This is a genomic window from Streptomyces sp. NPDC043726, assembly GCF_056436565.1.
Window position 1 is genome coordinate 951,391 of the sequence record NZ_JBWKCI010000001.1, and the last position, 21,447, is coordinate 972,837.

At 70.7% G+C, this 21,447-nt stretch carries 21 protein-coding genes; 3 read left to right on the top strand and 18 right to left on the bottom strand.

The window, feature by feature from the left end:
- Nucleotides 1–6 precede the first annotated feature (6 nt).
- The 8 genes from AC068Z_RS04430 to hemL all read right to left on the bottom strand — a co-directional run bounded on the left by AC068Z_RS04430 (nt 7) and on the right by hemL (nt 8,165).
- On the bottom strand, nt 7–435 hold the full coding sequence (locus AC068Z_RS04430; protein WP_478552131.1) for an SRPBCC domain-containing protein: 429 nt from the start codon (nt 433–435) through the stop codon (nt 7–9).
- Nucleotides 436–503: 68 nt separating this feature from the next.
- A complete protein-coding gene (gene ccsB, locus AC068Z_RS04435) occupies nt 504–1,613 on the bottom strand; it encodes a c-type cytochrome biogenesis protein CcsB (protein WP_478552132.1) in 1,110 nt (369 codons plus the stop codon).
- On the bottom strand, nt 1,610–3,316 hold the full coding sequence (gene resB, locus AC068Z_RS04440) for a cytochrome c biogenesis protein ResB (protein WP_478552134.1): 1,707 nt from the start codon (nt 3,314–3,316) through the stop codon (nt 1,610–1,612). Before resB ends, ccsB begins: the two co-directional genes overlap by 4 nt.
- A 3-nt stretch (nt 3,317–3,319) precedes the next feature.
- A complete protein-coding gene (locus AC068Z_RS04445) occupies nt 3,320–4,093 on the bottom strand; it encodes a cytochrome c biogenesis CcdA family protein (protein WP_478552135.1) in 774 nt (257 codons plus the stop codon).
- A gap of 1 nt (nt 4,094) precedes the next feature.
- Nucleotides 4,095–4,685 carry a TlpA family protein disulfide reductase gene (locus AC068Z_RS04450; protein ID WP_478552136.1) on the bottom strand — a complete coding sequence of 197 codons (591 nt, stop codon included), beginning with the start codon at nt 4,683–4,685 and terminating at the stop codon, nt 4,095–4,097.
- A 78-nt stretch (nt 4,686–4,763) separates the two neighbouring features.
- Nucleotides 4,764–6,014, bottom strand: a complete 1,251-nt coding sequence (locus AC068Z_RS04455; protein WP_478552138.1) for a polysaccharide deacetylase family protein — start codon at nt 6,012–6,014, stop codon at nt 4,764–4,766.
- 109 nt (nt 6,015–6,123) lie between these two features.
- Nucleotides 6,124–6,852 carry a histidine phosphatase family protein gene (locus AC068Z_RS04460; RefSeq protein ID WP_478552140.1) on the bottom strand — a complete coding sequence of 243 codons (729 nt, stop codon included), beginning with the start codon at nt 6,850–6,852 and terminating at the stop codon, nt 6,124–6,126.
- Nucleotides 6,849–8,165, bottom strand: a complete 1,317-nt coding sequence (gene hemL / locus AC068Z_RS04465; protein WP_478552142.1) for a glutamate-1-semialdehyde 2,1-aminomutase — start codon at nt 8,163–8,165, stop codon at nt 6,849–6,851. The genes AC068Z_RS04460 and hemL overlap by 4 nt, the downstream gene beginning before the upstream one ends.
- 282 nt (nt 8,166–8,447) lie before the next feature.
- On the opposite strand from hemL, the gene AC068Z_RS04470 reads away from it, so the two are divergent.
- On the top strand, nt 8,448–9,074 hold the full coding sequence (locus AC068Z_RS04470) for a hypothetical protein (protein ID WP_478552144.1): 627 nt from the start codon (nt 8,448–8,450) through the stop codon (nt 9,072–9,074).
- Nucleotides 9,075–9,164: 90 nt separating this feature from the next.
- On the opposite strand, the gene AC068Z_RS04475 is transcribed toward AC068Z_RS04470, so the two are convergent.
- The 4 genes from AC068Z_RS04475 to AC068Z_RS04490 form a co-directional block, all read right to left on the bottom strand.
- The gene (locus AC068Z_RS04475; RefSeq protein WP_478552145.1) at nt 9,165–10,688 is read right to left on the bottom strand and encodes a flotillin family protein; all 1,524 of its coding nucleotides are present in this window, start codon (nt 10,686–10,688) and stop codon (nt 9,165–9,167) included.
- A gap of 59 nt (nt 10,689–10,747) precedes the next feature.
- Nucleotides 10,748–11,233, bottom strand: coding sequence for a hypothetical protein (locus AC068Z_RS04480; protein ID WP_478552146.1), 486 nt, complete (start codon nt 11,231–11,233; stop codon nt 10,748–10,750).
- A 214-nt stretch (nt 11,234–11,447) separates the two neighbouring features.
- Nucleotides 11,448–12,068: a sigma-70 family RNA polymerase sigma factor gene (locus AC068Z_RS04485; protein ID WP_478552147.1), complete on the bottom strand. Its 621-nt coding sequence runs from the start codon at nt 12,066–12,068 to the stop codon at nt 11,448–11,450.
- Between the two features lie 110 nt (nt 12,069–12,178).
- Nucleotides 12,179–12,838, bottom strand: a complete 660-nt coding sequence (locus AC068Z_RS04490; RefSeq protein ID WP_478552149.1) for a hypothetical protein — start codon at nt 12,836–12,838, stop codon at nt 12,179–12,181.
- A 217-nt stretch (nt 12,839–13,055) separates the two neighbouring features.
- Here AC068Z_RS04490 and AC068Z_RS04495 point away from each other — a divergent pair, with 217 nt between their 5' ends.
- Nucleotides 13,056–14,627, top strand: coding sequence for a carbohydrate-binding protein (locus AC068Z_RS04495; protein WP_478552150.1), 1,572 nt, complete (start codon nt 13,056–13,058; stop codon nt 14,625–14,627).
- 43 nt (nt 14,628–14,670) lie between these two features.
- On the opposite strand, the gene AC068Z_RS04500 is transcribed toward AC068Z_RS04495, so the two are convergent.
- The 6 genes from AC068Z_RS04500 to AC068Z_RS04525 form a co-directional block, all read right to left on the bottom strand.
- Nucleotides 14,671–15,933, bottom strand: coding sequence for an ArgE/DapE family deacylase (locus AC068Z_RS04500; protein WP_478552152.1), 1,263 nt, complete (start codon nt 15,931–15,933; stop codon nt 14,671–14,673).
- Nucleotides 15,934–15,944: 11 nt separating this feature from the next.
- Nucleotides 15,945–17,372 carry a HAMP domain-containing sensor histidine kinase gene (locus AC068Z_RS04505; protein WP_478552154.1) on the bottom strand — a complete coding sequence of 476 codons (1,428 nt, stop codon included), beginning with the start codon at nt 17,370–17,372 and terminating at the stop codon, nt 15,945–15,947.
- A complete protein-coding gene (locus AC068Z_RS04510) occupies nt 17,373–18,101 on the bottom strand; it encodes a response regulator transcription factor (RefSeq protein WP_478552156.1) in 729 nt (242 codons plus the stop codon).
- A gap of 73 nt (nt 18,102–18,174) precedes the next feature.
- Entirely contained in the window at nt 18,175–18,759 is a 585-nt protein-coding gene (locus AC068Z_RS04515; RefSeq protein ID WP_478552158.1) for an FMN reductase, read from the bottom strand.
- A complete protein-coding gene (locus tag AC068Z_RS04520) occupies nt 18,759–19,877 on the bottom strand; it encodes an LLM class flavin-dependent oxidoreductase (protein WP_478552160.1) in 1,119 nt (372 codons plus the stop codon). Before AC068Z_RS04520 ends, AC068Z_RS04515 begins: the two co-directional genes overlap by 1 nt.
- A gap of 63 nt (nt 19,878–19,940) precedes the next feature.
- Nucleotides 19,941–20,543, bottom strand: coding sequence for a TIGR03086 family metal-binding protein (locus tag AC068Z_RS04525; protein ID WP_478552162.1), 603 nt, complete (start codon nt 20,541–20,543; stop codon nt 19,941–19,943).
- Nucleotides 20,544–20,605: 62 nt separating this feature from the next.
- Here AC068Z_RS04525 and AC068Z_RS04530 point away from each other — a divergent pair, with 62 nt between their 5' ends.
- A complete protein-coding gene (locus AC068Z_RS04530; RefSeq protein WP_478552164.1) occupies nt 20,606–21,418 on the top strand; it encodes a DUF6597 domain-containing transcriptional factor in 813 nt (270 codons plus the stop codon).
- Nucleotides 21,419–21,447 lie beyond the last annotated feature (29 nt).

Consider the following 21,447-nt stretch of genomic DNA (forward strand, 5'->3'; position numbering starts at 1 on the left):
GGGAGGTTACGGGAATGAGTGCCTGCCACCTTCTCGGGCGACCTCGAAGGACTCGACCAACCGTTCGAACCGCCTTCGCCAGCGCTCCTCCGACTCGTGCTCCCCCTGGAACTCATGGGTGAACCGGAGAACGCTGGCGTCGTCCCCGTCCCGCTCCAGGTGGAACCGGATCCGCCCCCCGCCCTCGACGGTGTACTCGGCGACCCGGTCCACGTCCCACGCGGTGACCTGGCCGTCCCCCAGCCCCCGCAGCCTGACGGCCCCGCCGAGCCGGGGCTCGAGCACATCCGCCCCGGTGAACCACCCGGCGAGCCCCTCCGGCGTGGCGACCGCCGGCCAGACCGCCTCCATGGGCCTGGGCAGCCGCACCAGGAAATGCAGGATGTGCGTGGCCCCGTCGATCTCGCTGACGCCCTGCTCGATGCCTCCACTCATGACACCAGCCTGGCCCCGCCGACGCCGGAACGCGACCCTTACGGGCGCTGACCTGCGCTTCCCGCGTTTCAGAACCCCACGGACTGCAGGGCGCCCAGGCCCACGTCGGCGTAGGAGTGCTTGCCGGAGACGAAGATGTTCACGCCGTAGTAGTTGAAGAGCCAGCAGCCGAAGGCCACCAGGGCCAGGTAGGCGGCCTTGCGGCCCTTCCAGCCGGCCGTGGCGCGGGCGTGCAGGTAGCAGGCGTAGGCGACCCAGGTGATGAAGGACCAGGTCTCCTTGGGGTCCCAGCCCCAGTAGCGGCCCCAGGCGTCGCCCGCCCAGATCGCGCCCGCGATGATCGTGAACGTCCACAGGGGGAAGACGGCCGCGTTGACGCGGTAGGAGAACTTGTCCAGGGAGGCCGAGGAGGGCAGCCGGTCCAGGACGGAGTTGGCGAAGCGGCCCGGGGTGCCGCCGTTCGCCAGCTTGTTCTCGTAGGAGTCCTTGAAGAGGTACAGCAGCGTGGAGACCGCGCCGACGTAGAACACCGCGCCGCAGAAGATCGCCGTGGAGACGTGGATGTACAGCCAGTACGAGTGAAGGGCGGGAACCAACTGGTCGCTGGCGGTGTACAAGACAGTGACGGCGAGGCCGAGATCGAGGAGGACCGTGGTGATGAGGAACAGCCCGAGCCAGCGCACGTTCTTCCGCAGCGCCAGCAGCGTGAGGTACACACCGACGGCGACCGTGGAGAAGGTGATGTTGAACTCGTACATGTTGCCCCACGGCGCCCGCTGCACCGACAGGGCCCGGGTGAGCACTCCGCCGAACTCGATGAGGAAGGCGAGCACCGTCAGGGACACGGCGATACGGCCGTAGAGGTCGCCCTGCTCGTCGCCGCCGTGCGCGCCGGGTCCGTCCGGCACGTCGCGCGAGCCGCTCGCGGCCCGGACCACGACCTTCGGCCGCTCCAGTACGGCGGTGCCCCCGGCCTTCTTCACCGTGACCGCCGGCGCGGCGGCGGCCTTCTTCGTCGCGGTGAGCGCGGCGGCCGTGCGGCCGACCTTGCTGCGGCTTCCGAAGAGCCATTCGGCGATGTACGCGAAGAAGGCCAGGGTGTAGACGGCCATCGCGGAATAGATCAGCGTGTTGCTGAGATTCGCGAGGCTTTCGTTGGTAGCGGCGGCGAGAGTCACTTCTCAGCCCCTTCGGCAGGTACAGCGGAGTCGGTGGTCGGTTCGGGGTCGTCGTCGGGGGCTTCGGGGTCGGGCGCCCCCGGGGCCTGGTCGTACAGGGTCCCGGCGAGCTCGCCGAGTTCCTCGGGCACCTTGGCGGACTCGCTGCGGCCGAGCCCGGCCATCTCCACGACGGTCACACCGTCGGCGCCCTTGACCGCCCTGACCCACACCCGGCGGCGCTGGATGAACAGGGAGGCGGCGAGACCGAAGATCGCGGCGAGGGAGCCGGCCAGCGCCCAGCCGCTCGCGGGCTGCTGGGTCACCTGGAAGTTCGCCCACTCCTTGGTGCCCTCGTAGGTGATCGAACCCGCGCCGTTCGGGAGCTTGACGGTCTGCCCGGGGCGCAGGTTCTTGCGCAGCTGCTTTCCCTTGGCGTCCTTGAAGCCCTTCATGTGCTTCTTGTCGAGCTGGTACACGCTCTGCGGGATGCCCGAGTCCACGCCCAGGTCGCCGTAGTACGGCTCGAGGTTGAGCACCGGGTTGATCAGGGCGGGGAAGGAGGAGGTGATCTCGTTGCCGGCCGTGTAGGTGGGCAGGAAGAAGGCCTTGATGCCGAGCTGCTCGGTGACGCCCTCGGCGTTCTTGTAGCCGTCGTAGACCTTGATCACACCGGAGGAGGTGACGTTGGAGTCGAGCGGCAGCAGCGGTACGGCGTCGCTGTAGACGACCTCGCCCTTGCCGTCGCGGATCGTGATGACGGGGGCGTAGCCGTGGGCGGTGAGGTAGACCTTCGAGTCGCCGATCTCCAGCGGCTCGTTGACCTTGACGACCGTCGAGGTCTCCTTGCCGTAGGCGCCCTCGGAGTAGGCGAGGGACGCCTGGTAGGTGCGCGGGGTGCCCTTGTTGGGTCCGGTGGCCTCGTAGGTGCCCTTGAAGTCCTTCAGGTCGAAGGAGAACGGGGTGAGGTCGTGGGTGTCGAAGAGGGTGCCGGACTTGAAGTCGTCGTACTGCGTGAGGGTGTTGGAGAAGCCGTCGCCCTCCACGACCAGCTTGTTGCCCTCGGTCTTGAACAGCTGGCCCCAGGCGAAGGCGATCAGCATCACGATGAGCGCGATGTGGAAGAGGAGGTTGCCGACCTCGCGCAGATAGCCCTTCTCGGCGGCGACGGCGTCACCGGCGAGGTGGGCCCGGAAGCGGTTCTTCTTGAGCAGGGCCAGCGCGGCCTCGCGGACCTGCTCGGGCTCGGCCTCGGTGCGCCAGGTGGTGTAGGCGGGCAGCCGGGTCAGCCGCTTCGGGGCGCCCGGCGGGCGGCCGCGCAGCTGGCCCACGAACTGCCAGGTGCGGGGCACGATGCAGCCGATGAGGGAGACGAACAGCAGGATGTAGATCGCGGAGAACCACACCGAGCTGTAGACGTGGAAGAGACCGAGCCTGTCGTAGAGGGGCGCGAGGATCTCGTGCCGCTCGCGGAAGTCGGCGACCTTCGTCTCGTCCGAACCGGACTGCGGGATCAGCGAGCCGGGGATCGCGCCGAGCGCGAGGAGCAGCAGAAGCAGCAGCGCGACCCGCATGGAGGTCAGCTGCCGCCAGAACCAGCGGGCCCAGCCGACGACGCCCATGGCGGGCAGGTTCGGCAGCTCCTCCCTGGGGGCGGTGGAGAGCTGGGAGCCGGCGGCGCCGAGGTCCTGCTCTTCGGCGCGGTCGGTTGTCGTCTTGCTCATCGGTCAGATCCCCACAGTGAAGCCGTTGGACCAGGTCTGCATCTCCGACACGAGACTGTCCCAGGCGCCGGTCAGCAGCAGCAGACCGGTCGCGATCATCATCGTGCCGCCGATCCGCATCACCCAGACATAGTGGCGCTTGACCCACCCGAAGGCACCGAGCGCCTTGCGGAAGGCGACCGCAGCCAGCACGAAGGGCAGGCCGAGGCCGAGGCAGTAGGCGACGGTCAGTATGGCGCCCCGGCCGGCGCTCGCCTCGTTGTAGGACAGCGCGATCACCGAGGTGAGGGTCGGGCCGATGCAGGGCGTCCAGCCGATGCCGAACAGCGCGCCGAGGAAGGGGGCGCCGACCAGACCCGTGACGGGCCGCTTGTGCAGGCGGAACTCACGCTGGGTCATCCAGGGCATCAGGCCCATGAAGAAGACGCCCATGGCGATCATGAGGACGCCGAGCACCTTGGACAGGACGTCCTTGTGCTCCTGGAGGTTGTCGCCGAAGTAGCCGAACAGGGCCCCGCTGGAGACGAACACAGCGGTGAAGCCGAGGACGAAGAGGGAGGCGCCCGCGACCATCCGGCCCCGGCGGGCCTCGGCGAGGTCGGTGCCGGTGACGCCGGTCACGTAGGAGAGATAGCCGGGGACCAGCGGCAGGACGCAGGGCGAGAAGAAGGAGACGAGACCGCCGAGCATCGCGATGGGCAGGGCGATCAGCAGGGCGCCGCTCATCACCGTCTGGTTGGGATCGGTGGCCGCAGCGAGTGTCGTGAGGGCGCTCACGTCACTTCTCCGCGAGGACCGGGGCGATCATCCTGCGCAGCTTCTCCTCGCTGAGCGGGGCCAGCGAGCGTGCCGCGATCTTCCCCTGCCGGTCGAGGACGAGCGTGGAGGGGATCGCCTGCGGGTTGAGCGTGCCCTTCTCGAAGCGGAGCATCAGCTTGCCGGTCGGGTCGTACAGGCTCGGGTAGGTGACGCCCTGCTGCTTCTCGAAGGCGAGGGCGTTCTTGGTGCTGGTGTCGCGGGTGTTGATGCCGACGAACTGCACCCCGTCGGCCTTCAGGTCCTTGTAGACCCGCTCGAAGCCCTTCGCCTCGGCCCGGCAGGGCGAGCACCAGGAGCCCCAGACGTTCAGTACGACGACCTTGCCGTCGTAGGAGGAGACGTCGAGCTGCTTGCCGTCGACGGTGGGCCCGGACAGCTCGGGGGCCGTGTCCCGCTCAGCCTGCTCGACGGTGGCGATGCCGTCCTTGCCCATGACGAAGCCGGTGTTGCCCGAACCCCCGGACGTGCCGCCCGAGGTGCACGCGGACAGCAGCAGCGCGGTGACGACGGCACCGGCGAGGGTCAGGGGGGCGCGACTGGCGGCACTCATGTGAAAAGTTTCGCATGTCCGTTCCGGGGATCTTGCGCACCCCCCTTGCAGGTGAAAACCCGCATTTCAGACCGCCTTTCAGAGGCTCTTCCAGCCCCCGGCGGGCGCCTGCCCCACATCCAGCGTGCGCAGCTTGTCGAGCACCTCCGGGGTCTGCGCGTCCAGCCAGTCCGTGAACTGCCGGAAGGAGACCAGCCGTACGTCCTCGCCCTTCTCCTTCTCCCGCGCGATGTGCCGCAGCGCCTCCTCGACGGCGTCCATGTAGATGCCGCCGTTCCACTGCTCGAAGTGGTTGCCGACGAAGAAGGGTGCACGATTTGTCTCGTACGCCCGCTTGAAGCCTGATATGTACGCCTGAGTCGACTGCTCGCGCCAGCCCGGGTAGTTGTGGGCGGGGGCGTTCGTGGAGTTGACGGACTGGTTGGCGAGCATGTTGTAGTCCATCGACAGGACCTCGAAGCCGCGGCCGGGGAAAGGTATCTGCTGAAGCGGCAGGTCCCATATGCCCTGCTTCTTCGTGGGCCAGACCTGGCGGCCGCCGGGCGAGGAGGCGTCATAGCGCCAGCCGAGCTCACGGGCGGTGGGCAGCAGGTTGTCCTGGCCGAGCAGGCACGGGGTGCGGCCGCCGACGAGTTCCTTGTCGTAGTCGAAGGGCAGCGACGGCAGATCGGTCCAGCCGGTGTTGGTGCGCCACTCCTTCACGAAGGACTTCGCCTGGTCGATCTCGCTGCGCCACTGCTGTGGGGTCCAGTTGCCGACCGAGCCCGAACCGGCGCAGAAGTGGCCGTTGAAGTGGGTGCCGATCTCATGGCCGTCGAGCCAGGCGCGGTGGACGTTCTTCAGGGTGTCCTTGATGTGCGCGTCGGTGAGGTAGCCGATGTCGGAGGCGCCGCGCAGGTTGTTCGGGGGGTCGTAGAGGCGCTTCTTGCTCTCCGGCAGCAGATAGAGCCCGGAGAGGAAGAAGGTCATGTGCGCGCCGTGTTCCTCGGCGAGGTCGAGGAAGCGGGGGAAGAGGCCGTTGCCGACCTCGGCGGCGCCGTCCCAGGAGAAGACGACGAACTGGGGCGGGGTCTGGCCGGGTTCCAGCGGTACGGGCTTCTCGGGCTGCTTCGGCTGCTTGCCGGTGTACGAGGTGGAGCCGTCGCCGATGAGCCGGGCCCGCGGCTCGCCCTTGCCGGCCGGGCGGTGATCCGCGGCACCTCCGTCCGCGGAACCTCCGGAGGGGGTGGACCCGTCTGACGGCTTGAGAGCCCCGCAGCCGGCCAGCCCTACCGCGGCGGCCCCGCCGACGCCGAGCCCGAGTGCTCCCCTTCGGGTGAGAGTGCGCATCGCATCCCCGTTCGTCACGTTCTCTGGTGGTCACCCAGTCAGAGGACGGGACGAACGGGGAGGTTCCTAGGAATTGCATAGGTTTCGCAACAAGAGTCACGAAGTCCTGTTACGCGCCGAACGCCTTGTTCTTGCCCTTCACCGGCTTCGCCCCGGCCCGCAGGTGCTCCGGGACCAGGTCGATCGCGGGCTCGCTGTAGCCGACGGAGACGATCTTGTCGCCCTGGTACGTGAACGACGTCAGGGACGCCAGCGTGCACTGCCGGCGGCGCGGGTCGTGCCACAGGCGGCGCTTCTCGACGTAGGACCGCACGATCCAGATCGGCAGCTGATGGCTGACCAGCACGGCCTCGTGCCCGCGCGCCCGGTCCTTCGCGGTGTCCAGCGCCCCCATCATCCGTACGACCTGCTCGAAGTACGGCTCGCCCCAGGACGGCCTGAACGGGTTGACGAGGTGCTTCCAGTTGGCCGGCCGCTTCAGCGCGCCGTCGCCGACGCCGAAGGTCTTGCCCTGGAAGACGTTGTCCGCCTCGATGAGCCGCTCGTCCGTGGCGAGGTCCAGGCCGTGCGCCTTGGCGATCGGCGTCGCGGTCTCCTGCGCCCGCTCCAGCGGGGAGGAGCAGACGTGGGTCACGTCCCGGGAGGCGAGGTGCTCCGCGACCCGGTCGGCCATCTGGCGCCCGAGTTCCGAGAGGTGGTAGCCGGGCAGCCGGCCGTACAGGACGCCGTCCGGGTTGGCGACCTCGCCGTGCCGCATCACGTGGACGACGGTGATGTCGGCGTCGCTGCCGGAGCTGATGGCGGGGTCGATGCCGGGGTCGATGCCGGGGGTGCTCATGCCGTCGCCTCCGCCGCCGCCCGGGCCGCCGCCGGAAGGGCGTCGGCGATCTTCTGCACGGCCCGCTCGTCGTGGGCGGTGGAGACGAACCAGGACTCGAAGGAGGACGGCGGCAGGTAGACGCCGTTCGCCAGCAGCGAGTGGAAGAACGCGGTGAAACGGAAGGACTCCTGCTTCTTGGCGTCCTCGTAGTCCCGCACCTCGCGGTCCGTGAAGAACACCGAGAACATGTTGGAGGCCCTCTGCAGCCGGTGCGCGACGCCCTCCTTGGTGAGCGCCTCGGTGACCAGGCCCTGGATCTGCTCCGACACGGCGTTGACCTTGTCGTAGGCCGCATCGTCGAGAAGCCGGAGCTGGGCGAGACCGGCGGCCGTCGCGATCGGGTTCCCGGAGAGGGTGCCGGCCTGGTAGACGGGCCCGGCGGGCGCGAGGTGCGCCATGACGTCGGCGCGGCCGCCGAAGGCCGCGGCCGGGAAGCCGCCGCCCATGACCTTGCCGAAGGTCATCAGGTCCGGGACGACCCCGTCGACGCCGAACCAGCCGGCGCGGCTGGTGCGGAACCCGGTCATGACCTCGTCGGAGATGAACAGGGCGCCGTTCTTGGCGCAGGCGTCCTTCAGCCCCTGGTTGAACCCGGGGAGGGGAGGCACGACGCCCATGTTGCCGGGTGAGGCCTCGGTGATCACACAGGCGATCTCGCCCGGGTGCCGGTGGAAGGCCTCCTGCACGGCCTCCAGGTCGTTGTACGGCAGCACGATCGTGTCGCCGGCCTGCGCGCCGGTGACGCCCGGGGTGTCCGGCAGCGCGAAGGTGGCGACACCGGAGCCCGCGGCGGCGAGCAGCGAGTCGACGTGGCCGTGGTAGCAGCCGGCGAACTTGATCACCTTGGCGCGCCGGGTGAACCCGCGGGCGAGCCGGATCGCCGACATGGTGGCCTCGGTGCCGCTGGAGACGAGCCGTACCTGCTCGACGGGCCCGACCCGGCCGACGATCTCCTCGGCGAGCGCCACCTCGCCCTCGCCGGGCGTGCCGAAGGAGGTGCCGCGCGAGACGGCCTCCTGCACGGCCGCGATGACCTCTGGTTGGGAGTGCCCGAGGATCATGGGACCCCAGGAGCAGACGAGGTCGACGTACTCGCGTCCGTCGGCGTCGGTGAGGTAGGCGCCCTTGCCGGACACCATGAACCGGGGTGTTCCGCCCACGGCGCGGAAGGCGCGCACCGGGGAGTTCACGCCGCCGGGCGTGACGGCCGCCGCACGATCGAACAGAGCCTGCGACTCAGGCGCATCGTATGAATAAGGCAGTGAGCTCATGTCCTGCGACTTCTCCGACCTTCTCCGACTGCTCGGACTCCGGGTGTCAGTGACCTCCTCAGGGTAGGCCAGGGGGCGCCCGGGGCTGTGGGCCCGCTCTCTCCTGACCCGAGATCCAGTCCCCACTCCCCCGCGATCTGCGAAACTGGGGCCTGGTGCAAGATCCTGCGGACAGGTGTTTCACCGCACGTTTCGGCGAGCGGCCGTGGGGGAGGTCACTGACACGATGATCGGGTTGCGCGGCGGGGACCACGCGTCCTAGAAAAGCAGTCGGGTGGAGATATGCATCGCGGTGGCGGACTGGGCGAGGGGACTGATGACCTGGGTCCTCGTCGTGCCCGGCGGGGAAGGCACCGGCGCGAAGCGGAGGACACGACCGAAGCACGGCAGGCACAGGGCGGACAGACGGACCCCGAGCGGATCGACCAGCGCGTCGACCGGATCCGGGCGGCGAGCAGGAATGGTGGTCGGGTGGGGGTGACGTACAAGTACTTCGGCGCGCCGGACGGCGCGACCGCGGCCCGCGTCCCGATCTCGATGCGCCCCGAGGAACTCGGCGGCGACGAGCTCGGCATGAACGGCATGTTCACCAAGATCAAGCCGGAGACGATGGCCGCGATGGTACTGACGGGCATCGAGGGCGTCCCCCTGCACAAGGTCCCGCCCCTGGAACTGGTCGTCCTGCACCCCGACTACGCCGTCGTGAAGCTCCCCATGACGGTCGTGGACCCCCTGCGCGGCATCGGCGAGGAAGCGGTCGGCGCGGCCGCCTTCATCTGGTCCACGGTCCCGGACCGCGGGGGCCCACGGGACGCGTTCAACGTGTACCAGCTGCTGCACGAGTGGCAGGACTTCAGCCATCGGTTGCATGAGGCGGGGCATCAGCCGTACTGCCTGGTGTGGCCCTGAGCGGATCGTCGCGCTCGTCGCGAATCCGTGAAACGCGTGTGACGCGCTCCCGTCCCCCGAGGGCGGCAGCGCGTCACCGGTAGTGGCGGATCAGCCGCTGATCTCGACCTTCCCGTTCAGTTCGGCCGTGGGCTCCGCCGGGGTCGTGCCACGCCGGGTGATGTCCTTGAGCAGTTCGGCGAGGTCGACGCCCGTCGTGGAGCCGAGGAGTTCCATGCCCTGGGCGACGTTGTCCGCCACCGCCCGCGGGATGCGGCCCGCGCCGTCCGTGGAGATCACCGTCAGCTTGTCCACCGCGCTCAGCGGTTCCGACGCCTTCGCCACGACCTGCGGCAACACCTCGACGAGCATCTGGAGCACCGCCGCGTCGCCGTACTGCCCGAACGCGTCCGCCTTCTTCCGCATCGCCTCCGCCTCGGCGGCGCCCTTCGCCCCGATCGCCGACGCCTCGGCCTCGCCCTCCAGCCGTACCGCCTCCGCGATCGCCGCGCGCCGGGACCGCTCGGCCTCGCCCTGCTTCAGGCCCTCGATGGCCTCCGCCTCGGCCAGCGCGCCGCGCCGCTGCTTCTCGCCCTCACCGGTCAGCCGGGCCCGCTCGGCCTCGGCCTGCGCGTCCGCGATGCCGGCCGCCTTCTCCGCCTCGGCCTGCTTGACCCGGGCCACCCGACGGGCCTCGGCCTCCTGTTCGGCCGCGTACCGCTGGGCGTCGGCGGGCTTGCGGACCTGGGTGTCGAGCTGGCGGTCGGTCAGCGCGGCCTGCCGTTCGGCGACCTTCTCCTGCTGGGTGAGGATCTCCTGCTGCCGGGCCGCCTCGGCGAGCGGTCCCGCGGCCGCCGCCCGGGCCGCCGCCTCGTCCGTCTCCGCCTTGATCTCGGCCTGCTTGAGCGCGAACGTGCGCTGCGCGACGGCGATCTCCTCCTCCGCCTTCAGCCGCGCCTGCTCGGCCGCCCGCCGGGCCACGGCCTCGGCGATGTCGGCCTCCTGCCTGGCGCGCGCGGCCTCCGGACGCCCCAGGTCCTCCAGGTAGGAGCCCTCGGTGGTGATGTCCTGGATCTGGAATGCGTCCAGCACCAGGCCCTGCCCGGACAGGCTCGCCTCAGCCTCCTCGGCGACCTGCCCGGCGAAGGCGGCGCGGTCGCGGATGACGTCCTCCACGGACATCCGGCCCACGATGGCGCGCAGCGCGCCCGACAGCACCTCCTGGGTGAAGCCGACGATGCCGTCCTGCTGCATCAGGAACCGCTGGGCGGCCGCCCGGATCGAGTCCTCCGTGCCGCCGACCTTGACGATCGCGACGCCGTCCAGGTTCGCCTTCACCCCGCGCAGGGTGACCGCGCCGCGCACCGCGACCGGGATGTGCCGGGAGGACAGGTCGAGCGTGAACTTCTGCTGCACGAAGGGCACGACGAACACTCCGCCGCCGACCACGACCTTCTGGCCGCTGTTGTCGGTGAAGACCCGCCCGGTCTCCGGATCGGTGGACTTCTTGCCCCTCCTGCCCGTGACGATGAACGCCTCGCTCGGCCCGGCCACCTTGTAGCGGGTGACGACGACGAGCGCCAGCAGCACGAGGAGTACGACGACTCCTATGACGGCGAAGACGACAGGACTCATGGCAGTGCCCCCGAATCACGTACGAAAGTGAAGAAAGAGAAGAGAGAAAGAGAGACGCGTCAGTGGTCCACCGGGCGGACCACGACCGACGTCGCGGACGGTGCCGCCTCGACCCACACCTCGGCGCCGCGGGCCACCGGCCGCGCGCTGCGGGCGGCGAACTTCACGCGCTGGCCCGCGAGACGCAACAGCACCTCGCCGTAGCCGTCCACGGGGATGGCCGTCACCACACTGCCGGACGTGCCCACCAGATCGTCCCCGTTCGGGGTGGCGGCCGTCTGATCACGCATCAGGACCCGGCTGAAGCGGTACGTCAGCCAGGCCGTCCCCGCTCCGCACACGGCACCCGCCGTGGTGGCGACCGCGGGACCGGCACCGGCGGCACCGGTGGCGATGGCCCCGCCGAAGCCGGTCATCGCCAGGAACCCGGCGACGACCGGCAACGACATCCATCCGTCCAGGGCACCCTCCAGTACCCCGTCGAAGACCAGCGACAGAGCGAGCAGCGCGACCCCCGTGATGCCCAGTCCGAGAAACCAGACCATCGCGCCGTCCCCCGCTCACCCGTCGCCGACCTCCGACGTGACGGGATCGTGACACGTGAGCGGGGATCCTTTCATTGCCGGAACCCGGCAATCTTTACGCGCTTTTAATGCCGGGCCGGGGGGCCATTCCCCGGTCGACGGGCCACCGCCGTCGGCCTGCTCGCCGCTTCCCGTCCGCCCGGACCCTTTCCCAACTGCCGCTGCCGCTGAGCGACTACGCGGCCTGCAGCGGGCGCTCCTCGGTCTCGTCCAGCAGATCCAGCAGCGTCGCCCGGGCTCGCGCCACGCGCGAACGCACGGTGCCGACCGGGCAGTCGCTCACCTGTGCCGCCTCGGCGTAGGGCAGTCCGAGCAACTGCGTGAGCACGAACGCCTCGCGGCGCTCGTCGGGCAGCGAGGCCAGCAGATCGAGCAGGACGACACCGTCGTCGAAGCCGGGCACGCCCCGCGGTTGCGCCTTCTCCGCGGCCAGTTGCCAGTCCGCCACGTCCGCCGGGCGCGGGCGCGCGGAGGCGCACCGGTAGCTGTCGACCACCGCGCGGCGGGCGATGGCCAGCAGCCAGGAGCGGGCCGAGGAGCGGCCCTCGAACCGGTGCAGACTGCCGAGCGCGCGCAGGAAGGTGTCCTGGGCGAGGTCGTCCACAGCCTGGGGATCGGCGCACAGATGCGCCACGTAGCGCAGCACGTCACGGTGCAGGGCGCGTACGAAGTGGTCCACGGCGGCGGGGTCTCCGGCCCGGGCGGCCAGCGCCCAGGCCGTGGCCGAGTCGTCGAGAGCGGCGGATGCGGCCGCTTTCGCCGACACCGCCCGTTTCCGCGTGACAGGAGCGATCACCTGATGTCCTTCGGGTCGTCCGGAATCCGGACCGCGGGCGTGCGGGCACGCTCCGCGCCCCGGTGAGTGAGGGGGAGTTACGGCCCTACGGCCGTCAGCGCCGGCTGTCGTCAGGCGACAGCGAGCCCCACTGGCGGACCCCGGGAGGTGATCGCGTGGACGAGGAGAAGGCTCGGTGCCCGGTCCGAGCGGCGGCCGCGCAGGCGGAGGCGGGGCCGGTCCGGCGGTACGGGGAGGGCGAGCAGGAGGCGGAGCGGTGCCGCAAGCCGGCCGGCCGCCGCCCGCAGAATCCGGAACGCGGCCTTCTCGCCGTACGCCAGCCACAGACCGCACAGCAGGGCGGCCAGCAGGTGCGCGGCGAACATGCCGGCGGAGGACGACGAGCCGGCCGTGGCGACGCCCATGTCCATGCCGCCCATGGCGTCCATGCCGCCCATGCCCCTCGTGTGAGGCATGTGATGCATCGCCATGGCGTCCATGCCGTGCATGTGCGCCGAGCCCACATCCGCCGTCGGCGCCGACTGCGCGCGCGAGAACGCCGAGTGCAGCCCCGTCTGGGCGGCCACCACGACCGTCACGATCAGCGGCAGCCCGCGTTCACGTCCCGCCAGGCACCAGCCGACGGCTCCGGTGGCGGCCACGCCCGCCGCCAGCGCCCACGCGGGGACGTGGCTGCCGGACATCAGGACGTGCCCCAGGGCGGCGAGCAGCACGCAGACGGCCGCGAACACCGCGGCCCGAATCGTGCGAGTACACCACCCTGCTGTCATGGCGCCTCATCCTCGCATCCGGGCATCGACCCTCAGGTACGGCTTCCACCTCTGATGAGTTCAATGTTCATGTCTGTGAATAAGAATCAAGTACGCGGATATTGACGCGCACACAACACCACTCCCAAGCTTCCGAGAGAAAGCGCTTACCACCAAGCCCCTGTATCTACCGAGCCCCATTCACTCCCGAGCCCCTTTCACTCCCGGAGGCACCCTGATGCACCTGAGACCCGCACTCGCCTGCGCCGGCCTCCTGGCCGGCGCGCTCGTCGCGCTGTCCGGCAACCCGGCGCAGGCCGCGACCACCCGCTACGAGGCCGAGACCTCGCCCGCGGTCTGCGCCGGCACCATCGACTCCGACTGGGCCGGGTTCTCCGGCACCGGATTCTGCAACGGCACCAACGCCACCAGCGGCTATGCCCAGTTCACGGTGACCGCGGCCACCGCGGGCACGGCCACCCTGAACCTCCGCTTCGCCAACGGCACCACCGCCGCCCGCCCCGCGAGCCTGATCGTCAACGGCACCACCGTGCAGACCCCGTCCTTCGAGGGCACCGGCGCCTGGTCGACCTGGGTCACCAAGACGCTCACGGTGACCCTGAACGCGGGCAGCAACACCATCCGGCTCACCCCGACCACCGCGAGCGGCCTGCCCAACCTCGACCACGCCGACGTCGTCACCGCCGACACACCCCCGCCGACCGGCACCGCGCTCTACGTCGCCCCGAACGGCACCGACGGCGCCGCCGGCACCCAGTCCGCGCCGACCACACTGACCTCGGCGATCAGCCGGATCTCCGCGGGCGGCACGATCTACCTGCGCGGAGGGACGTACCACCAGGCCGCCACGGTCACCGTCCCGGCGGGCAACAACGGCACCTCCGGCGCCCGCACCACGCTCGCCGCCTACCCCGGCGAGACCCCGGTGCTCAACTTCTCGGCACAGAGCGAGAGTTCGGCGAACCGCGGGCTTCAGCTCAACGGCTCGTACTGGCACGTCAAGGGGCTGATCGTCGAACGGGCCGGGGACAACGGCATCTTCGTCGGCGGCAGCAACAACGTCATCGAGCGCACGGTGACCCGCTTCAACCGCGACACGGGACTTCAGCTCGGCCGGATGTCGTCCACGACGCCGACCGCGCAGTGGCCCTCCAACAACCTGATCCTCAGCGCCGAGTCGCACGACAACGCCGACTCCGACGGCGAGGACGCCGACGGCTTCGCCGCGAAGCTCACCACGGGCACCGGCAACGTCTTCCGGTACGCCGTCGCGCACCACAACATCGACGACGGCTGGGACCTGTACACCTACGCCGACGAGGACCCCATCGGCCCGGTGACCATCGAGGACTCCCTCTCCTACGACAACGGCACCCTCAGCGACGGCTCCCAGGCCGGCAACGGCGACCGCAACGGCTACAAGCTGGGCGGCGAGGACGTGCCGATCAACCACGTCGTACGGCGCAGCTTCGCCGTCGGCAACGGCAAGCACGGGTTCACGTACAACAGCAACCCGGGCTCGATGACGATCTCGGACAACGTCAGCGTCGACAACACCGAGCGCAACTTCAACTTCGACGCGGGCACCTCGGTGTTCCGGAACAACACCTCCTGCCGCAGCGGCAGCGGCACGAACGACCGGATCATCGGGAACTCCGACAGCTCCAACCAGTTCTGGTCCGGCACGAACGGCTCCCGCTGCTCCTCCTACGACGGCGCCCTCGGCTGGTCCTTCGCCTCGGACGGCCGCCTGGTGGTGACGTTCGGCGGCTCGGTGGTCACGCCGTAGCCCGGGTTTCGGGGCCCTTGGAACGCCCAAGGGCGCCGAAACCTCACCGGGTCCCCACGCTCCGCAGGATCACCGGCACCAACGTCCTTGCCGCGTCGACGACTTCGCGCACCGAGACCCGCTCCCGGGCGCTGTGGGCGAAGAGGATGTCGCCGGGCCCGTACTGCAGCGTGGGTATCCCGGCACCGGCGTAGAGCCGCAGGTCACTGCCGTACGTCGCCCCGCGCACCCCCGGCTTCCCGTCGCCGACGGCGTCGGCCCGCGCCTCCCGCACCACGTCCACCAGCGGATGCCCCTCGGGCAGCGCCCCGCTCGCGAACTGCCCGCCCGGCCAGGTCACCGTCGCCGGATGCTCCCGCAGCCACGGGTCCCCGGCGCAGGCCTCGGCCACGCAGGTCTCGAACTCGGCGCGCGCGTCGGCCGGTTCCTCCCCCAGCCGTACGCCCAGGCGTCCCTCGGCCACCAGCAGGTCGGGCACGCTGCTCGCCCAGTCGCCGGCGCGCAGGGTGCCGACGGAGAGGCCGTACGGGATCGGGTGCTCGGCCATCAGCGGCACCGGGTTCCTGTTGCGCTCGGCCTCCAGGCGGGCCAGCGCCCGGTGCAGCGGCAGATAGGCGTCGATCGCGCTCACGCCCTGCTCGCGCGAGCTGCCGTGCGCCGACTTGCCCGGCACCGTGATCCGGAAGGTCAGCGCGCCGGCGTTGGCGGTGATGACACGTCCGCCGGTCGGTTCGGCGATGACACAGGCGTCCCCGCGGTAGCCGCGCCGCAGGGTGCCGAAGGCGCCCAGCCCGCCGTCCTCCTCCCCGACGACGAAGTGCACGGCGACCCGCCCGCGCAGCCGGACCCCGGCCGTGCGTATCGCGGCGAGGGCGGCGAGGTGCGCGACGAGTCCGGCCTTCATGTCGCAGGCGCCGCGCCCGTGCACGACGTCGCCGGTGACACGGGGGACGAAGGGGTCGCCGTCCCAGGCGGCGAGGTCTCCGGGGGGTACGACGTCGACGTGGCCCTGGAGGACGAGCGTCGGGCCGTCCTCGCCTCCCGTCGTGCCGACCAGGCCCCAGGCCTCGTCGCGGGGGGCTTCGGAGCCGGGGAAGGCGGGGTCGGCGCGCAGGGCGTCGAGGTCCATGGACCACAGGTCGACGTCCAGGCCGAGGAGTTCCAGACGCCGGGCGAGGCGGTGCTGGAGCTCGGACTCGGCGGGACTGCCGGTCACGGAGGGGATGGCGATGAGTTCGAGGAGCGTGCGGGCGGCATCAGCTTCGTCGATGGAGGCAACGGAAGCGGCCTCTTGTGGACTCAACATATCGCCGGAGCCTACTGGCGGGCCTCGGACCCCACCCCCACCGTGAACCCGATCACCGCCCCACCGCCCGGCCGCCGCGCGGCGAACGTCGCACCCCCGTGAGCCAGCGCGACCTCCCGCACGATCGACAACCCGAGCCCGGACCCGGGCAACGACCTCGCATCCGCAGCCCGATAGAAGCGATCGAACACATGCATGAGATCGTCGTCAGTGATCCCAGGCCCACGGTCCAGCACCTCCACCCGGACCGTCCCGTGCACAGCCGGCCCCGCCACCTTGATCTCGATGGGAGCCGTTCCGCCCCGGTCGAACTTCGCCGCGTTCTCCACCAGGTTGGACACGGCCCGCTGCAGCATCCCCGGCCGCCCGTCGGTCGTCGTGTCCCCACTGGCCCGTACGACGATCCGCCGCCCGGTGCGCCGCTGGGCGAGGCCCGCCACGTCCTCCGCGATCTCCGCGAGATCCACCCGCTGCGGTGGCTCGCTGTCGGACTGCCCCGCCGCCAGATCCACCAGCTCGTTGACCAGATCGGTCAGTTCAAGGGCCTCTTGCGCGAGATCGGCGACCAGTTCGTCCCGGGTCTGCTGAGGGAACTCGTCGATGCGGCGCAGCAGCGAGATGTTCGTCCGCAGGGACGTCAGCGGCGTCCGCAGCTCGTGCCCCGCGTCCTGCACGAGCCGCCGCTGGTCCTCCTCGGACTGGGCGAGCCTGCCCAGCATGCGGTCGAAGGCCCGGCCGAGGCGGCCCACCTCGTCGTAGCCGGTGACGGGCACCTGCACCCCGAGCCGCCGCGTCCGCGCGACGTCCTCGGCGGCCGAGGTGAGGACGATCAGCCGCCGGGTGATCCGCCGGGCCAGCCACCAGCCGAAGAGGCCGGCGCCCACCACGACCGCGGCCATCAGGACCAACGTCCGCTGCTGAAGTGCCCGCAGCAGATCCTCGGTGTCGCTGAACTCCTGCGCGATCTGCACCGCGCCCCGCCCTCCGCCGAGCGAGACCGTGGCGATCCGGTACACGTCGTTGCCGACGTCGACGTCCGCGTGCACGACCGTGCGCCCGGAGAGCCGCTGGACGGCGATCCGCCGGTCGGAGTCGGTGACGGGCAGGCCGGGCCGGCCGGGGTCGTAGACGGACCCGTCCGGTCCCAGCACCTGCACGTCCGTCCGCGCGGGGCGCACCAGATCGTGCCCGGGGGCGGTGGAGGAGAAGTCCTCGGGGTCCATCGTCCGGGCGCCGACCTCGTCCCGTACGTCCTGCACGACCTCGTCGAACACGGTCTGCTGGTCCACCCGCACCAGCCGGGCGGCGGCGCTGTAGGACAGGATGCCGACGAGGACGGTGACCGCGGCGGTGACGGCGGCGAAGGACACCGCGAAGGTGGTCCGCAGGGAGACCAGACGCGGACGCCGGTCGCGCAGCAGCCGCCCGACGCGGCCCACTCAGTCCTCCCGGAGCACGTAACCCACGCCGCGCACCGTGTGGATCAGCGGCGGGGCCCCGGGCTCGTCGAGCTTGCGGCGCAGATAGCCGACGTAGACGGCGAGGTTCTTGGAGCCGGGGCCGAAGTCGTAGCCCCAGATGCGGTCGTAGATCGTGGCGTGGTCGAGCACGATCCCGGCGTTGCGCACCAGCAGTTCCAGCAGCTCGAACTCGGTCCGGGTCAGCTCCAGCTCCCGCGCCCCGCGCCAGGCCCGGCGCGCCTGCGGGTCCATCCGCAGCCCGGCCGCCTCCAGGGCCCGCTCGGGCGCCGGCTCGGGAGCCTGCTTCGGTACGCCGACGGCGGCGCCGCCGATCTCGCCCTGGCCGGTGCGGCGGAGCAGGGCGCGCAGCCGGGCGAAGACCTCCTCGACGTCGAAGGGCTTCACGACATAGTCGTCGGCGCCCGCGTCCAGGCCCGCGATGCGGTCCTGGGTCTCCACGAGCGCCGTCAGCATCAGGATGGGCGTCCGGTCGCCCTCGGCGCGCAGCACCCGGCAGACCTGGAGGCCGTCGATGCCCGGCATCATCACGTCGAGGACGAGCACGTCCGGCGGCGAGGTGTGGGCCTGCGCCAGCGCCTCCACACCGTCGGCGACCGCGGTGACCCGATAGCCCTCCAGGGTCAGGGCACGCTCCAGGGCATGCCGGATGGCGCGGTCGTCTTCGGCGAGGAGAACGGTCTGGGGCACGTCGCCAGTGTCTCAAGGGAGCCACTCGTCCGCCGTGACGAGCGGCTCACCCAGGGTCGTTCTTACTGGCCTCTCACCCTGTGGGCCGCAGCGCCGCCAACTGGTCCTCGAAGGGCACGAAGCGCGCCTCCTCGGCCTTCTTCGGCGCGAGGCCCGTCATCAGCCCCGCCAGTTCCCCGGCCGCCCGCTCGACGCGCGCGTCCAGGCCCTCGGCGCCCCAGTCCTCCGAGGCGGCGTACACCCCGGTGGGGACGACCACGGCGTGCAGGTAGGCGAAGAGGGGGCGCAGGGCGTGCTCCAGGACCAGCGAGTGCCGGGCGGTGCCGCCGGTCGCGGCGATCAGGACCGGCTTGCCCGCCAGCGCGTCCTGCTCCAGCACGTCGAAGAACGACTTGAACAGTCCGCTGTACGACGCCGAGAACACCGGCGTGACCACGATCAGCCCGTCCGCCTCCGTGACCGCCTGCTGCGCGGCGGCCAGCTTCCGGCCGGGGAAGCCGTTGGTGAAGTTGTGGGCGATCTCCACGGCGAGGTCGCGCAGCTCCACGACCTCGACCTCGGCCGGGGTCCGACCGGTCACCGCGGCGGCCAGCCGGTCGCCGAGCAGCCGGGTGGAGGACGGGACGCTGAGCCCCGCCGAGACGACGACGAGCTTCATCAGACGGTCACCTCCTGGGCGGTGCTGTTGTCCTGAGCGGAGTTGTTGTCGTGGGCGGTCTTGAGGGAGGCGTGGGTGGGGGCGTCGGGGACGTCCGCCGGACGGTTCTTCGCGAACTCCTCGCGCAGGACCGGTACGACCTCCTCGCCGAGCAGGTCGAGCTGCTCCAGCACGGTCTTCAGGGGCAGCCCGGCGTGGTCCATCAGGAACAGCTGGCGCTGGTAGTCACCGGCGTACTCGCGGAAGGACAGGGTCTTCTCGATCACCTGCTGCGGCGAGCCGACGGTCAGCGGGGTCTGCTCGGTGAAGTCCTCGAGGGACGGGCCGTGGCCGTAGACCGGGGCGTTGTCGAAGTACGGGCGGAACTCGCGCACCGCGTCCTGCGAGTTGCGGCGCATGAACACCTGCCCGCCCAGACCCACGATCGCCTGCTCCGCGGTCCCGTGTCCGTAGTGGGCGTACCGCTCCCGGTACAGCTCGACCATCCGCTTGGTGTGGTCGGCCGGCCAGAAGATGTTGTTGTGGAAGAACCCGTCGCCGTAGTACGCGGCCTGTTCGGCGATCTCCGGCGAGCGGATGGAGCCGTGCCAGACGAACGGCGGCACGTTGTCCAGCGGGCGGGGCGTGGACGTGAAGCCCTGGAGCGGGGTGCGGAACTTGCCCTCCCAGTTCACGACGTCCTCGCGCCACAGACGGTGCAGCAGGGCGTAGTTCTCGACGGCGAGGTTGATGCCCCGTCGGATGTCCTGACCGAACCAGGGGTAGACCGGGCCGGTGTTGCCGCGGCCCATCATCAGGTCCACCCGGCCGTCGGCCAGGTGCTGGAGCATCGCGAAGTCCTCGGCGATCTTCACCGGGTCGTTGGTGGTGATCAGCGTGGTCGAGGTGGAGAGGACCAGCCGCTCCGTGCGCGCCGCGATCCAGCCGAGCATGGTGGTCGGCGAGGACGGCACGAACGGCGGGTTGTGGTGCTCACCGGTCGCGAAGACGTCCAGGCCGACCTCCTCGGCCTTCAGCGCGATGGCGACCATGGCCTTGATGCGCTCCCGCTCGGTCGGCGTCCGGCCCGTGGTGGGGTCCGGCGTGACGTCGCCGACGCTGAAGATCCCGAACTGCATGGTCGCTCACCCTCCAGGTTGTTGACTGTTCAACTATACCCGGAAACGGCGACCTGTCGCTCCCTATTCCCGCGCCCAGTGCGGATCGCGTCCGGTCTGCGCGAGCAGCCGCTCGAAGGGCGGGGCGTCCTCGGCCACGGGCACGGGGTCCCCGAAGACGCCGGTGGCCTTGGCGGTGGGTGCCAGCTCGGCGACGGTGGCGGTGAGCTGTCGTACGACCGCCGCCATCTCCTCGGAGTCGCCGAAGGGGTACTCCTGGCCCGTGGCCCGCGCGAGATCCCACGGGTGCACGGTCAGATCCAGCAGCGCCATGCACCCGACGAGCCGGGCGGGCATCTGCCAGGCCCCCGCGGTGCCCTCCTCGGCACCGGGCGCGGACCAGGCCGTCACCAGCCGGTCCGCCTCGCCGCGGAACCGCTCCCGCCAGTCGGGGTCGGTGCCGACGCGGTCGGGGGTGGCGGAAAAGTCGCTCTGCCCCTTGGCGGCGAGCTTCTGGAACTCCACGACGACCTGGAAGAGATGGTTGGCCAGGGCTTTCACGTCGTACTCGGCGCAGGGGGTGGGGGCGTCGAGCGCGTCGTCAGGGATGCCCCGCACGACAGCGATGGCCCGCTCACGGGCGAGGGCGAGGAGATCGCCGACCGGCTCGGTGGTTTCGGTGTCCATACGCCGACGTTAGGGATGTCCGGGGCCGCACTTCTTGAAGAAACGCGACGTACGATCCGGGCATGGAGGCTTCCCGCCAGGACACGCGGGGGATCGTGGACCCGTCGGGCCTGCTGACCCGCGTCCGTTTCCGCCGCCATCTGCCGGCCGAGCCGCTGCGCCGGTACGTCGAGTGGTACTGGCTGATCGACTGGGACCTGAGCGAACCGTACGTCTCCCATGTGGTCCCGCACCCCGCGGTCAACCTGACCTTCCAGTGGGACGAGGACGAGGGGCCGCCGTACGGCGAGCTGACGGGGGTGCCGAGGGGCCTGTACACCCGGAAACTGAGCGGGCGGGGCCGGGTGTGCGGGGCGAAGTTCCGCCCCGGCTGCTTCAGACCGTACGTCCCCGCATTCCCCGCATCTCACTGGACGGGCCGCGCGCTGAGGGCGGAGGAGGTGTTTCCGGAAGCGGCGGGGGACACGGCGAGCTCGATCACGACGCCCGACTCCGACGAGGCCCGCGTCCAGGCGCTGGACGCCTTCCTCGCCTCCCTCCCCCACACCCCCGACCCCCAGGCCGACCTGGCGGCGCGCCTCGTGAACCGCATCCGCACGGACCGCACGGTGAGCCGGGTTTCCGCCCTGGCGAGCGAGGAGTCCCTGTCGACCCGCTCGCTGCAACGCCTGTTCGCGACGTACGTGGGCGTGACCCCGAAGTGGACGATCCTCCGCTACCGCCTCCACGAGGCCCTGGCCCAGGCGGACACCACCCCCGACTGGTCCACGCTGGCCACCACCCTCGGCTACGCCGACCAGTCCCACCTGGTAAGAGCCTTCACCCAAACCCTGGGAATGTCCCCGACGACATACGCCCAGGCGGTGGGCACCTAGCCCCACCTGGCTTGGGGCGGTCGTACCGC